This window comes from Actinoplanes subtropicus (genome assembly GCF_000721705.1).
Taxonomy (GTDB): Bacteria; Actinomycetota; Actinomycetes; order Mycobacteriales; family Micromonosporaceae; genus Actinoplanes; species Actinoplanes subtropicus.
In genome coordinates this window covers 327,819-340,036 of record NZ_JOJL01000027.1, presented here as the reverse complement: position 1 = coordinate 340,036, position 12,218 = coordinate 327,819, and the positions used below count along the sequence as shown (strand labels likewise).

Genomic DNA, 12,218 nt, shown 5'->3' with positions numbered 1-12,218 from the left:
TGCTCGGAAGAAGGAGGTGGGCACCATGGTCACGACCGTCATCGCCGGTGCCGTGCGCGAGCGCCGGCCCGGCAAGCGGCGGGTGGCGCTGGTTCCCGAGGCGAACTCCCGGCTCGGGGCGGCGGGCATCCACGTGCTGGTCGAGGAGGGCACGGGCGTCGCCGCCGGGTTCTCCGACGAGGATCGTGAGTCGGCCGGCGCCGAGGTCGTCCCGGGCGCGAACCTGGTCGAACGGGCGCACATCGTGCTGTGCGTCGGCCCCGCCCGATCCCGGCGCGACGCCCGCCCTGCGCCGCCCGCTGAGCCATCCCGACCAGGTCGCGGTGGGCCGGTGCGGGCGTCATCGCGCACAGCCTCGACCTGCTGCCGCGCACGCTGAGCCGGGCCCAGCCGATGGACGCGCTCACCTCGCGGGCCAACGTCGCCGGGTACCAGGCCGCGCCGATCGCGGCCGACACGTACGGCCGGTTCTTCCGATGCTGACCACGGCCGCCGGGACGGTCAAACCGGCCGCGGTGCTGGTTCTCGGTGCCGGCGTGGCCGGGCTGCAGGCGATCGGCACCGCCCGCCGGCTCGGCGCCGTGGTCACCGCGTACGACGTACGCCCGCAGGCCCGTGAACGCCGCGGTGCGGACGCTCGTCGGCTGACCGGGACCATCGGCCCTGGCCGGATGTGACCGCCTTGCGGTGTGGTGGAGGCAGAGCACCGTCGGTGAGGAGGAGCGATGAAAACGACAACGGTCCCGCCGTCGCGAAAGGTCCTCGTCGACTGTGTTCACCTCGCCACGAGAGCACCGTCGCTGCACAACAGCCAGCCCTGGCGGTTCCGGATCGAGGGCCCGGCGGTGGAGGTGTACGCCGACCGTACGCGCCACCTGGAGGTGATCGACCCGGCCGGGCGCGAGCAGCTGATCAGCGTGGGCGCCGCCGTCTTCACCCTGAGACTGGCCGTCCAGCGGGCCGGCTACCACGCCGAGCTGACCACCTTCCCCCGCCCGGACGAGCCCGACCTGGTGGCCCGGGTCGTGGCCGGGCGGCCCACCGCGGTCGGTCCGGCGGCGGAGGCGCTCGCCGAGGCGATCCCGCACCGGCACACCAATCGCCGGCCGTTCGCGCACACCCCGGTGCCGGCCGAGGTGCTGCATCATCTCGTCGACGCCGCCCGCCGGGAGGGCGCTGTTCTCACCGTGGCCGGCCCGGCCGGGCGGGAACGCATCCTCGCGATGGCCTTCGAGGCCGGCCGCCGGCTGCGGGAACGGCCCGGCTACCGCGCCGAGCTGGACCGCTGGACCGGCTACTCGCCCCGGCCGGACGGGGTGCCGGTGTGGGCCGTCGGGCCGTGGGACGCGCTCGAGGCGGTGCCGGTCCGCGACTTCCGCGAGTTCTCCGACCTGAAACGGCCGGTGGAGCCGTTCGAGCCGTACCCGACGATCCTGATCCTCTGGACCGCCGGTGACGAGCGGTCGGACTGGTTGCGGGCCGGGCAGGCGCTGCAGCGGGTGTTGCTGACCGCCACCTGGCAGAACCTGGCCACCACGCCGATCAGCCAGCCGGTGGAGGTGCCGGAGGTGCGCGGCCTGCTCACCGACGCGGCGACCGGCCTGGCCCCGCAGATGGTCCTACGGGTCGGGTACGGCAAGATCGCGGGCCGCTCGCCGAGACGGCCGGTCGCCGAGGTGCTGCTGCCGGGCCGGGCACTGTAGACCAGCCGCCCCCAAAAGGGACAGGCACTTCGGCCCGTCCCCGCACAGCGATCCGCGGTCCACCCTGACGGCGAGGCGCGTTGGCCGAGGAGGCACGATGCCCGAGGAATCCGTACTGCTCGATGTCGAGGCGTTGCCCCGGCTCGTCGGCGAGCTGCGCGAGCGCGGCTACACCGTGATCGGCCCGACCGTCCGGGACGGCGCGATCATGCTGGCCGAGCTCGAGTCGGCGGCCGACCTCCCGTACGGCTGGGGAGTGGAGACCGAGGCGGGGCGCTACCGCCTGCGCCGCCGCGCGGACAATGCCGCGTTCGCCCACTCGGCCGGCCCGCAGTCGGTCAAGGACATCCTGCACCCGCCCCGCGCCCGGCTCTGGTCCGCCGATCGCGCCACCGGCTCGGTCACCGCCGGCCCGGACGAACCGCCCCGGTACGCGATCCTCGGCGCCCGCCCCTGCGACCTGGCCGCACTGGGCGTGCTCGACCGGGTGTTCACCGGCGGTGCGCACACCGAACCGATCTACACCGCCCGCCGGGACGGGGCGTTCATCGTCGCCGTCGAGTGCACCGAGCCGGGCGCCACCTGCTTCTGCACCTCGATGGGCGGCGGACCGGACGCCCGCGACGGCTACGACCTGGCGATGACCGAGCTGGCCGGTGAGCACGACGACCGCTTCCTGATCCGGGCCGGCTCGCCGGCCGGCGCCGAGGTGCTGGCGGCGCTGCCCACCCGGCCGGCCGGCACGGAAGTGATCGGGGAGGCCCGCGCCGCGGTCGCCCGAGCGGCCGGCGCCATGACCCGGTCCATGCCGGACGAGCCGCTGCCCGACCTGCTCGCCGCCGCCCGCGAGTCCCCGCACTGGACGGACGTCGCCGCCCGCTGCCTGACCTGCGGCAACTGCACCATGGTCTGCCCGACCTGCTTCTGCACCACCACCGAGGACGTCACCGACCTGACCGGCGAGCACGCCGAACGGTGGCGGCGCTGGGACTCCTGCTTCGACCTCGACTTCTCCTACCTGCACGGCGGCAGCGTGCGGACCAGCGGGGAGTCCCGGTACCGGCAGTGGATCAGTCACAAGCTGGGCACCTGGCACGACCAGTTCGGCTCGTCGGGCTGCGTCGGCTGTGGCCGGTGCATCGCCTGGTGCCCGGCCGGCATCGACATCACCGCGGAAGCTGCGGCGCTGTCGGCCTGGCGGGCGAGCGAGGAGGAGCCGTGCTGAGCGACCTGACCATCCGGGTACTGGCCCAGCCGTTCTTCGCCGGCCTGACCATCGGCCTGGTCCGCGAGCTGTGCGAGTGCGCCACCGCCGAGACCTTCCCGGCCGGCGCAACGATCTTCGCCGAGGGCGGCCCGGCCGACGCGTTCTGGCTCCTCGAACACGGCAAGGTCGCGCTCGGGCTGCACGTGCCGGGCCGCGGCGACCAGGTGATCGAGACGATCGGGCCGGGCACGGTGCTGGGCTGGTCGTGGCTGCACCCGCCGTACCGGTGGCACTTCGGCGCGAACGCGATCGAGCCGGTCACCGCCGTGCGCTTCGACGCGGCCGCGGTACGGCTGCGCTGTGAGACCGACCCGGAGTTCGGGTACGCGATGCTGAGCCGCCTCACCCCGATCATCACCGAGCGCCTGCAAGCGACCCGGCTGCGCCTGCTCGACCTGTGGGGCCGGCCGTGACCGCGCCGGTGCCCTACCGGGTGGTGGACCGTCGGGTGGAGACGGCCGACACGGTCACCCTCGAGCTGGTCGGCGAGGACGGGCCGGCTTTCGCGCCCGGACAGTTCGCCATGCTCACGGCGTACGGAATAGGGGAAGTTCCGATCTCGCTCAGCGGGGGCGGCCGCGGCGGGAGGCTGATACACACCCTTCGCAACGTCGGCGCGGTCACCGCGGCGCTGCACGGGGCCGCGCCCGGGCAGATGATCGGCGTGCGCGGCCCGTTCGGCACGACCTGGGACGTGGACGCCGCCCGCGGGCACGACGTCGTGATCGTGGCCGGCGGGATCGGGCTCGCGCCGCTGCGCCCGGTGGTGGAGGCGGTGCTGGCCCGCCGCGACGAGTTCGGCCGGGTCTCCGTGCTGGTCGGCGCCCGCACCCCCGGCGACCTGCTGTACCCCGCGGATCTGCGGCGCTGGCGACAGCGCGCCGACGTCCGGACGATCGTCGACCGGCCCGCCGACGGCTGGACGGGGGAGGTCGGGCTGGTGACGACCCTGATCCCGCGGGCCGAGGCCGATCCGGACAACACCGTCGCATACCTCTGCGGCCCCGAGGTGATGATGCGGTTCGTCGCCGAGGCGCTGATCCGGCGTGGGCTCGCCGGGCACGACATCCACGTCTCCCTGGAACGGGACATGCGGTGCGGCGCCGGCTGGTGCGGGCACTGCCAGCTCGGGCCGCTGCTGCTCTGCCGGGACGGGCCGGTGTTCCGGTACGACCGGGTGGAACCGTTGCTACGAGTGCGGGAGCTGTGATGACGAGCGCGATGCCGACCCTGGCGGTGTGGAAGTTCGCCTCCTGCGACGGCTGCCAGCTCAGCCTGCTCGACTGCGAGGACGAACTGCTGGCGGTGGCCGGCCGGGTGCGCGTCGCGCACTTCCTCGAGGCCAGCCGTGCGGTGCTGCCCGGACCGTACGACGTCTCGCTGGTGGAAGGCTCGATCACCACCCCGGACGACGCCGAACGCATCCGCCGGGTCCGCGAGGTGTCCCGCACGCTGGTCACCATCGGCGCCTGCGCCACGGCCGGCGGTATCCAGGCGCTCCGCGACAACGCGGACGTCGCGGAGTTCGCCTCGGTCGTCTACGCGCACCCCGAGTACATCGCCACGCTGGCCACCTCCACGCCGATCGCGGCGCACGTGGACGTCGACTACGAACTGCACGGCTGCCCGGTCGACCGGCGCCAGTTGCTGGAGGTGCTCGGCGCGTTGCTGATCGGGCGGAAGCCGAACATCCCGGCGCACAGCGTCTGCTTCGAGTGCAAGCAGCGGCACAACGTCTGCGTCGTCGTGGCGCATGGCACACCCTGCCTCGGCCCGGTCACCCGGGCCGGCTGCGGCGCGCTCTGCCCGGCCGTCTCGCGTGGGTGCTACGGCTGCTTCGGCCCGGCCGAGACGCCGAACTACGCCGCACTGGAAAGCGTGCCCGGCTCGGTCTTCCTCGAGGTGACCCGGCGGAAGGAACAGTCATGACCCACCGCGGCGAGCGGATCCTCGACGTACGGGCGCTGGCCCGGGTCGAGGGCGAGGGCGCGATGCACGTCCGGGTGCGCGGCGACCGGGTCGACGACGTACGCCTGGAGATCTACGAACCGCCCCGGTTCTTCGAGGCGTTCCTGCGCGGGCGCCGGTACACCGAGCCGCCCGACATCACGGCCCGGATCTGCGGGATCTGCCCGGTGGCGTACCAGATGAGCGCCTGCGCGGCCATCGAGGACGCCTGCGGCATCGAGGTCGGCGGCCCGATCGGGGAATTGCGCCGGCTGCTCTACTGCGGCGAATGGATCGAGAGCCACACTCTGCACATCTACCTGCTGCACGCGCCGGACTTCCTCGGCTACCCCAGCGCGCTTGAGCTGGCGAAGGACCGGCGTGACCTGGTGGAACGGGGTCTGGCGCTGAAGAAGACCGGCAACGACCTGCTCGAACTGCTCGGCGGCCGGGCGATCCACCCGGTCAACGTGCGGGTCGGCGGCTTCTACCGGGCGCCGGCACCGCGCGAGCTGGCCCCGATGCGGGAGCGGCTGCGGGTCGCGCTCGACCAGGCCCTGGTGACCGTGGAGTGGGTGGCGGGCTTCGACTTCCCCGACTTCACCCACGACCACGAGTTGCTGGCGCTGACCGTGCCCGGCCGGTACGCGATCGAGACCGGCGACGTCGTCACCACCGGCGGGCTCCGCTTCGGAGTCCGGGAGTTCGAGGAGCACGTGCTCGAGGAGCAGGTGCCGCACTCCACCGCCCTGCACGCGCGACTGGCCGGGCGCGGCCGCTACCTGACCGGCCCAGCGGCCCGCTACACGCTCAACCACGACCAGCTCTCGCCGATCGCCCGGCAGGCCGCCGCCGCGGCCGGTCTCGGTGCGGACTGCCGCAATCCCTACCGCAGCGTCGTGGTCCGGGCCATCGAGATCGTGTACGCCGTGGACGAGGCGATCCGGCTGATCGACGCGTACGAGCCCCCGGTCCGCCCGGCCGAGGAGGTCCCGCCACGGGCGGGCGCCGGCCGGGGCGCCACCGAGGCCCCGCGCGGCGTGCTGTTCCACCGCTACGAACTGGACGCCGACGGCCTCGTCCGCACGGCCCGGATAGTGCCGCCGACGTCGCAGAACCAGGCGGCCATCGAGGACGACCTGACCCGCTTCGTCGGCGAGCGGCTGCACCTGGTCGACGAGCGCCTGACCGCCGACTGCGAGCAGGCGATCCGCAACTACGACCCGTGCATCTCCTGCGCCACCCACTTCCTCGACCTCTCGATCGACCGGGGGTGACGCCATGCCGGGCCGGCGCGTCGTGATCGGCGTGGGCAACGAGTTCCGCCGCGACGACGGGGCCGGGCCCCGGGTGGTGGCCGAGCTGACCGACCGGCTGACCGGCGTGGACCTGCGGGTCACCGACGGCGAGCCGAGCCGGCTGCTCGACCTGTGGACGGGGGCGGAGCTGGCCGTGGTGATCGACGCCGTGCACGCGCCGGACCGGCCGCCGGGTGCCTGGTTCGAGCTGGCGGCCTCCGACGCGCCCGAGGAGCCCTCGGCCGGCACCCACGGCGTCGGCCTGGGCACCGCGGTGGCGCTCGGCCGGGTCCTGCGCCGGCTGCCGGAGCGGCTGGTCGTGCTCGCGGTCTGCGGGACCGAGCTCGGCTTCGGGGCCGGCTTGACCGCGCCCGTCGAGGCCGCCGTTCGTCCGGTCGCCGCCCGGGTCCGGGAGCTGGTCGCACCACACTGACGGGCCGAATGCCTCTGCCGGCCGGCCCGGACGGCGGCTCAGGCTGGAAGGAGAGGGGCGGCGGACGATGACCACGTTACGGGTGATGGCCGGATACGACGGATCGGTGGCGGCCGGGGCGGCCATCGAGGCGGCCGCGACTCTGCTGCCCCGGGCCCAGGCTTGGATCACCCACCTGTGGATGCCGCCGTTCGCCAGCGACGCGCTACGGCGGCGGCTCTGGCACGGCACCCGCCGGGTCGACGAGTTCGTCGAGGCGGTCGAGCGGGAGGGCGGCGCCGAGGCCGACCGGCTGGCCGCCGCCGGCGTCGCGCTGGCCCGCGCCGCCGGCTGGGAGGCCGAGCCGCTGGTCGAGCGGGGTTACGGCGGAGAGGGCCTGCAACTGGCCGAGCTCGCCGAGAAGCTCGAGCCGGACGTGCTGGTGGTGGGCTCGCGCGGGCTCGGCGGCGCACGGGCCGTGCTGGGCAGTGTCTCGGACATGGCCGTGCACTACGCCGCCCAGCCCGTGCTGGTGGTGCCGTACCCGATGTTCGTCGCCGAGCGGGCGGCGCTGGCGGAGGGCCCGATCCTGGTCGGCTGGGACGGCTCGCCGGGGGCCCGCCGGGCGCTGGCCGCGGCGGGACAACTGTTCCCCGGGCGGCGGATCGTGCTGGCCGCGGTTCGCGAGGGCGCCCTGGCGCAGCCGGCGCCGCCCGGATTCCAGGAGATCACGGTGGAGTCCCCGGCCGGTCACCCACCCGGCCGGGGCATCGCCGAGGCACTGGCCCGGCAGGGCGCCGAGCAGCGCGCCGCCGTGATCGTGGTCGGCTCCCGGGGCCGGTCGGCGATCCGGGAGATCCTGCTCGGCAGCGCAGCGATGGCGACCCTGCACCACCTGAGCCGGCCCGTCCTGGTGGTTCCGCATCGGACCGGCGCCGGAGGCACCACGGCCGGTGCCGACCGCATCGAGGTGACCACGCTGCCCGCGCGCACCGTCGTCGGCCGGCGGGAGAGCGTCCCGATGGCGGATCTCGCGACGTTCTTCGGCCGGACCATCCCGATCGTCGCCGCCGAGTTCGAACGGCACGGCATCACCCCGGCCGGGCCGCCGACCGCCGTCTACACGAACGAGGCGCATCAGGTCTTCGACGTGACGGTCGGCTTCCCCATCGAGGGTGAGCCGCCCGGCGTCGGCGGCCTCACCGCCGAGCATCTCCCGGCCGGCCGGGTGGTCCGGGCCGAGCACATCGGGCCGTACCGGACACTGCCGTCCATGTACGCCGCCCTGAGCGCCTGGTTCGCCGGCCACGCCCGGGTGCCGCCGCCCCGGATGTGGGAGGAGTACCTGGTCGGCCCGGGCGCCGCGGACGAGTCCGGGTACCGCACCCGGGTGGTGTACCCGCTGGGCTGAAACGGCCGGGACCAACGGCCCTGGCCGGTGCGGTTGCCGGGGGTTGTGATGGGAGCAGAGAAACGCCTCCAAGGAGGCCGGCCATGAGCGACCTCGACAGGCTCCGGACGGAGCGAGATTCCCGGCAGGCCCACGCGGCCTGCGCCGACACCACCCGATACAGCGGGGCGATCAATCGCTACCTGGGCGTGCTCGGCTACCACGCGGAGGACGCGGGCAAGCCCGCGCCCGGCCGGGTCCCGCCCGGCGTAGTCGCGAAGACCGGCCTGGTGCTCGTGGGCGTGGACGACAGCCCGATCAGCTACACCGCCGTCGACCACGCCGCGATCGAGGCCGAGCTGCGCGGCTGGGACCTGCGCATGATCCACGTGCCGGGCGGCCGTCAGTCCGCCCAGGACGCCGGCGCCCGGCTGCTCGAGCGGCTGACCGAACGGGTGCACGCCTGCGCCCCCTCGATCGCCGTGACCAGCCGGATCGTGACCGGCTCGGCGGCGTCCCGGCTGCTGATCGAGGGCCGGCACGCCGGCCTGGTCGTGGTCGGGCACCGGCACGGCGCGGCGAGCTCGGTGTTCGGCGTCAGCGTGGGGGAGCGGGTGGCCGTCGACCACAACGGCGTGGTGATGGTCGTCCGCATTCCCGGCTGGCCGCCAGGCCCCGGGTTCGCCGCCCGGCCGATCGTGGTCGGCGTGGACGGCGACGACAGCCCGGCCGTCGGCTTCGCGCACGGCGAGGCGAAGCTGCGCGGCAGCGACCTGCTGCTGCTGCACGCCGGGCGGACGCCCCGGATCGAGCGGGTCGACACCGCCGGCGGCGTACGGATGCACCGGCGGTTCGTCGCCGAGGATCCGGCCGAAGCGCTGATCGACGTGTCGACCCAGGCGGCCGCGCTGGTCGTCGGCCGGCACGGTCCGGGCGGCATACCCGCCGGGCTGCTCGGGTCGGTGAGCCGCGCCGTGGTGCAGCACGCCCATTGCCCGGTCTTCCTGGTGGGCTGAGACTGAGGGGACGGCCATGACGGTCCTGGTCGCGTACGGCACGACGGGCGGCGGCACCGGTGAGATCGCCGAGTGGGTCGCCGAAGAACTGCGGGCGGCCGGCCTGACGGTGCGCCTGATGTCGGCAGCCGAGGTCACCGACGTCACCGGCTACGACGCGCTGATCCTCGGCTCCGCCCTCTACGGGTACGGCTGGCATCTCGACGTCCGCCGGTTCGTGCACCGCTTCGCCGGCCGGTTCGCCGACCGCCGGGTCTGGCTGTTCAGCAGCGGGCCGCTGGACAGCTCGGCCGATGCCGGAAAGCTGCCGCCCGTCCCGCACGCGTACGCCGCGCTGCGTGAGCTGCCGGCCCGCGACCACGTGACGTTCGGCGGGCGGATGACCGCCGAGGCGCACGGCTGGCTCGGAACCGCGAGACCGGCCGTCCCTGACGTCGGGCCGCTCGGCCCTGACCGGGGCGGCGGAAACCGCGAGACCGGCCGTCCCTGACGTCGGGCCGCTCGGCCCTGACCGGGGCGGCGGAAACCGCGAGACCGGCCGTCCCTGACGACGGGCCGTCCGGCCCTGACCGGGGCGGCGGAACCGCGATCGGATGGAGAGGAAAGGAAGGAAGGGAGGCAAGAGATGGCTTCGCTGTTGCCGCGTCTGTTCGGTGACATGACCGACTGGTTCGAGCTCGACTTCCCGCGCCCGATGCCGCCGATCCGCTTCGAGGACAAGCTCACCGACCAGGAGTACATCCTGCGCGCCGAGCTGCCCGGACTGGACCCGGAGAAGGACGTGCAGGTCAGCGCCGTGCACGGGGTGCTGACCGTGAAGGCCGAGCGCCGCGAGGAGGAGACCGCCCGGCACCGCAGCGAGTTCCGCTACGGGTCGGTGCAGCGCTCGGTGCGGCTGCCGGACAACGCCGACGAGTCCGCGATCAAGGCCACCTACCGCAAGGGGATCCTGGAGATCACGGTGCCGCTGACCGAGCCGCAGCCGGCCGGGAAGCAGATCGCCATCACCGTGGAGTGAGCCCCTGAGGCGACGGCCGGCGGCCCGAAGAGCCGCCGGCCTTCGCCGCGCGTCACACCGTGATGTCGCGCCGGTTGTAGCGCCAGGTGCCCGCGGCGGCGAACAGGAGGGCGAAGCCGGCCAGGAGTCCGGCGTGGCCCCACTGCACGCCGTGTTTCAGCGGTTCGCCGCCGAGATACCAGTCGAAGGGCGAGAGTCGTTCGGTCCACTTCAGACTGTGGATCTGGGTGAAGAACGTGTTGGCGAGGTAGCCGAGCACCGCCACGGCCGCGCCGGCCGCGATGGCGAGGACCCGGCGGCCGGTCCAGGCGCCGACGCCGTACGCGAGCGCGGCGAACAGCATGCCGAACAGGGCCAGTTGCAGGCAGATGGCGAACAGCCGGCCGGGGGAGAGCGCCGTGAACCCGGCCGGTCCGCGCAGCGCGATGACGGCGAGGCACATGACGCCCGCCAGCACGGCCATGGCGGTGACGATCGCCAGGAGCCGCTGCAGCGCGAGCGAGATCCGGCGTACGGGCTGGGCCTGGATCAGATCCAGCGTCCCCGCCTCCTCGTCGCCGGCGATCGCCCTGACCCCGGCGGAGATGGCGAAGACCGCGACCAGGATCGGCACTAGCAGGCCGAACACGCTGGCCGCGAAGTAGTTCTCCGGCCTGGTGTAGTCCTCCAGGTGGAACGCTTCCTTGAGCGACTGCGGGAACGAGTTCAGGGCGTCGGCCATCGCCGGCTTGTTGATGCTGGGGTAGAACGAGGCGTACATGGCGGCGATCGCGGTCAGGGCCACGATCCATCCGATCCAGCCGCGCCGGTTGTCCCGCACCGTTTTCCAGAAGACGCGCATCATGCCTCCTGGTGCCGGTAGTAGGTGAAGAAGAGCTCCTCGAGCTCGGGCTCCTCGCTGATCAGGTCCACCACGTGATGGCGCGCCAACTCCTTCACCAGCGCGTCGGCGTCGCCGGAAAGCTTGCACCGCAACACCTTCCCGTCGACGGTGACGTCGGAGACCCCGGCGGCGGAGAGGGTGGGCGCGTCGGAGTCGAAATGCACCTCGACCTTGCGAAGGGCTCGTTTGCGCAGGTCGTCGATGTGTTCGATGGTGACGAGCGAGCCCGCGCGGATGATGCCGACGCGGTCGCAGGTCTGCTGCACCTCGCCCATCACGTGTGAGGACATGAACACGGTCTGTCCGTTGCCGGCGGCCTCGCGGACGAGGGCAACGAATTGCTGTTGCAGGAACGGATCCAGGCCGCTGGTCGGCTCGTCCAGGATGAGCAGCGGCGGCCGGTGCATGAAGGCCTGGATCACGCCGATCTTCTGCCGGTTTCCCTTGGAGAGACTGCCGATCCGCTTGGTCAGATCGAGGTCCCACGCGGACGCGAGCCGCTCGATCTGCTGGGCCGGCACGCCGCCGCGCAGATCGGCCAGGTAGGTGAGCAGTTCGCGCCCGGTCTGCCGGCCGTTGGCGACGAACTCGCCGGCCAGGTAGCCGATCCTGGCGCGGATCTCGGGGGCGGAGCGCGGATCGGCGCCGAGCACGCGCACGGTGCCCGAGGTGGGCCGGATCAGGTCCATCAGGATGCGGATCGTGGTGCTCTTACCGGCCCCGTTCGGCCCGAGAAACCCGAAGACCTCACCCGGGGCGACGGTGAGATCCAGGCCCGTCAACGCTGTGGTGCCCCCGCGGCCGTAGCGCTTGACCAGCGCCTCGGTCCGGATGGCCGGGGTATCCGCCATCACGCGTCCTTTCGCGGCTGAGACAGACCTTCCTGCTGGGCGAACTCGTCGATCAGTTGCGGGATCCGCTCGGCCACGAAGGCGTAGAAATCCCGGGTCACGCGCAGCCGTTGCGCCCGGGGCGCGCTCTCGTCGCCGCCGAGCACATCGATGCCCTTCTGCATCACGGCGTGGATGACCAGGTAGAGCCGGCGGGCGTCGACCGTCCGCACGAGGGCGTCGGGCAGCATCTCGTACGCGTGGCCGCGCCCGCTCGCCGGAACCCGCTGCACCATCCCGAGCTGTTCCAGTGCGCGCATGCCGGTGCTCACCGAGCCCTTGGCGAGCCCGAGCGCCTGCACCAGCTGGGCGCTGGTCTGCTGCGGCGGGTCGCAGATCAGCAACCAGCCCATCAGCTTGCCGAACGCGGCCGGCAGGCCCATGCCGGACAGCA

General features: G+C 73.4%; 16 protein-coding genes and 1 pseudogene. 14 read left to right on the top strand and 3 right to left on the bottom strand.

What is annotated here, in order from left to right; genetic code table 11:
* Positions 1 to 25: 25 nt before the first annotated feature.
* From IH26_RS61600 to IH26_RS0134995, 14 genes and pseudogenes are all read left to right on the top strand, one after another.
* Positions 26 to 379 carry a hypothetical protein gene (locus tag IH26_RS61600; RefSeq protein ID WP_169789867.1) on the top strand — a complete coding sequence of 118 codons (354 nt, stop codon included), beginning with the start codon at positions 26 to 28 and terminating at the stop codon, positions 377 to 379.
* A gap of 97 nt (positions 380 to 476) precedes the next feature.
* Positions 477 to 677, top strand: a complete 201-nt coding sequence (locus IH26_RS64735; protein ID WP_051809084.1) for a hypothetical protein — start codon at positions 477 to 479, stop codon at positions 675 to 677.
* 48 nt (positions 678 to 725) lie between these two features.
* On the top strand, positions 726 to 1,703 hold the full coding sequence (locus IH26_RS0135045) for an Acg family FMN-binding oxidoreductase (protein ID WP_030440557.1): 978 nt from the start codon (positions 726 to 728) through the stop codon (positions 1,701 to 1,703).
* Positions 1,704 to 1,800: 97 nt separating this feature from the next.
* Complete coding sequence (locus IH26_RS0135040) at positions 1,801 to 2,928, top strand: 4Fe-4S dicluster domain-containing protein (protein WP_034216583.1); 1,128 nt, start codon at positions 1,801 to 1,803, stop codon at positions 2,926 to 2,928.
* Entirely contained in the window at positions 2,922 to 3,383 is a 462-nt protein-coding gene (locus tag IH26_RS0135035; RefSeq protein ID WP_169789866.1) for a cyclic nucleotide-binding domain-containing protein, read from the top strand. The genes IH26_RS0135040 and IH26_RS0135035 overlap by 7 nt, the downstream gene beginning before the upstream one ends.
* Entirely contained in the window at positions 3,380 to 4,180 is an 801-nt protein-coding gene (locus tag IH26_RS0135030) for an FAD/NAD(P)-binding protein (protein WP_051809114.1), read from the top strand. Before IH26_RS0135035 ends, IH26_RS0135030 begins: the two co-directional genes overlap by 4 nt.
* Complete coding sequence (locus IH26_RS0135025; RefSeq protein WP_051809082.1) at positions 4,180 to 4,899, top strand: NADH-quinone oxidoreductase subunit B family protein; 720 nt, start codon at positions 4,180 to 4,182, stop codon at positions 4,897 to 4,899. Before IH26_RS0135030 ends, IH26_RS0135025 begins: the two co-directional genes overlap by 1 nt.
* Positions 4,896 to 6,194 (top strand): Ni/Fe hydrogenase subunit alpha, encoded by a 1,299-nt coding sequence (locus tag IH26_RS64060; protein WP_030440552.1) that lies wholly within the window; start codon positions 4,896 to 4,898, stop codon positions 6,192 to 6,194. Before IH26_RS0135025 ends, IH26_RS64060 begins: the two co-directional genes overlap by 4 nt.
* A gap of 4 nt (positions 6,195 to 6,198) precedes the next feature.
* Positions 6,199 to 6,648, top strand: coding sequence for a hydrogenase maturation protease (locus tag IH26_RS0135015; protein WP_030440551.1), 450 nt, complete (start codon positions 6,199 to 6,201; stop codon positions 6,646 to 6,648).
* A gap of 67 nt (positions 6,649 to 6,715) precedes the next feature.
* Positions 6,716 to 7,552, top strand: a pseudogene (locus IH26_RS64730) (universal stress protein); the annotation flags it as partial.
* On the top strand, positions 7,541 to 8,038 hold the full coding sequence (locus IH26_RS64725) for a GyrI-like domain-containing protein (RefSeq protein WP_425394422.1): 498 nt from the start codon (positions 7,541 to 7,543) through the stop codon (positions 8,036 to 8,038). The pseudogene IH26_RS64730 and the gene IH26_RS64725, both read left to right, overlap by 12 nt.
* Positions 8,039 to 8,121: 83 nt before the next feature.
* Positions 8,122 to 9,033 (top strand): universal stress protein, encoded by a 912-nt coding sequence (locus tag IH26_RS0135005; RefSeq protein WP_030440549.1) that lies wholly within the window; start codon positions 8,122 to 8,124, stop codon positions 9,031 to 9,033.
* A 16-nt stretch (positions 9,034 to 9,049) separates the two neighbouring features.
* A complete protein-coding gene (locus tag IH26_RS0135000) occupies positions 9,050 to 9,523 on the top strand; it encodes a flavodoxin domain-containing protein (protein ID WP_063763781.1) in 474 nt (157 codons plus the stop codon).
* A gap of 135 nt (positions 9,524 to 9,658) precedes the next feature.
* Positions 9,659 to 10,051 (top strand): Hsp20/alpha crystallin family protein, encoded by a 393-nt coding sequence (locus IH26_RS0134995; protein ID WP_030440547.1) that lies wholly within the window; start codon positions 9,659 to 9,661, stop codon positions 10,049 to 10,051.
* Between the two features lie 52 nt (positions 10,052 to 10,103).
* Here IH26_RS0134995 and IH26_RS0134990 read toward each other — a convergent pair whose 3' ends face one another.
* From IH26_RS0134990 to IH26_RS0134980, 3 genes are read right to left on the bottom strand one after another with little or no spacing between them, the layout of a single operon-like run.
* Positions 10,104 to 10,895, bottom strand: a complete 792-nt coding sequence (locus IH26_RS0134990) for an ABC transporter permease (protein WP_030440546.1) — start codon at positions 10,893 to 10,895, stop codon at positions 10,104 to 10,106.
* The gene (locus IH26_RS0134985; protein ID WP_030440545.1) at positions 10,892 to 11,785 is read right to left on the bottom strand and encodes an ABC transporter ATP-binding protein; all 894 of its coding nucleotides are present in this window, start codon (positions 11,783 to 11,785) and stop codon (positions 10,892 to 10,894) included. Before IH26_RS0134985 ends, IH26_RS0134990 begins: the two co-directional genes overlap by 4 nt.
* Positions 11,785 to 12,207, bottom strand: a complete 423-nt coding sequence (locus tag IH26_RS0134980; protein ID WP_051809110.1) for a GbsR/MarR family transcriptional regulator — start codon at positions 12,205 to 12,207, stop codon at positions 11,785 to 11,787. The genes IH26_RS0134985 and IH26_RS0134980 overlap by 1 nt, the downstream gene beginning before the upstream one ends.
* Positions 12,208 to 12,218: the final 11 nt, after the last annotated feature.

Excerpts from the sequence above, each read along its gene's own strand:
- IH26_RS61600 (WP_169789867.1), top strand. The coding sequence starts at position 26 with ATGGTCACGACCGTCATCGCCGGTGCCGTGCGCGAGCGCCGGCCCGGC.
- IH26_RS64735 (WP_051809084.1), top strand. The coding sequence starts at position 477 with ATGCTGACCACGGCCGCCGGGACGGTCAAACCGGCCGCGGTGCTGGTT.
- IH26_RS0135045 (WP_030440557.1), top strand. The coding sequence starts at position 726 with ATGAAAACGACAACGGTCCCGCCGTCGCGAAAGGTCCTCGTCGACTGT.
- IH26_RS0135040 (WP_034216583.1), top strand. The coding sequence starts at position 1,801 with ATGCCCGAGGAATCCGTACTGCTCGATGTCGAGGCGTTGCCCCGGCTC.
- IH26_RS0135025 (WP_051809082.1), top strand. The coding sequence starts at position 4,180 with ATGACGAGCGCGATGCCGACCCTGGCGGTGTGGAAGTTCGCCTCCTGC.
- IH26_RS64060 (WP_030440552.1), top strand. The coding sequence starts at position 4,896 with ATGACCCACCGCGGCGAGCGGATCCTCGACGTACGGGCGCTGGCCCGG.
- IH26_RS0135015 (WP_030440551.1), top strand. The coding sequence starts at position 6,199 with ATGCCGGGCCGGCGCGTCGTGATCGGCGTGGGCAACGAGTTCCGCCGC.
- IH26_RS0135005 (WP_030440549.1), top strand. The coding sequence starts at position 8,122 with ATGAGCGACCTCGACAGGCTCCGGACGGAGCGAGATTCCCGGCAGGCC.
- IH26_RS0135000 (WP_063763781.1), top strand. The coding sequence starts at position 9,050 with ATGACGGTCCTGGTCGCGTACGGCACGACGGGCGGCGGCACCGGTGAG.
- IH26_RS0134995 (WP_030440547.1), top strand. The coding sequence starts at position 9,659 with ATGGCTTCGCTGTTGCCGCGTCTGTTCGGTGACATGACCGACTGGTTC.
- IH26_RS0134990 (WP_030440546.1), bottom strand. The coding sequence starts at position 10,895 with ATGATGCGCGTCTTCTGGAAAACGGTGCGGGACAACCGGCGCGGCTGG.
- IH26_RS0134985 (WP_030440545.1), bottom strand. The coding sequence starts at position 11,785 with ATGGCGGATACCCCGGCCATCCGGACCGAGGCGCTGGTCAAGCGCTAC.
- IH26_RS0134980 (WP_051809110.1), bottom strand. The coding sequence starts at position 12,207 with ATGGGCCTGCCGGCCGCGTTCGGCAAGCTGATGGGCTGGTTGCTGATC.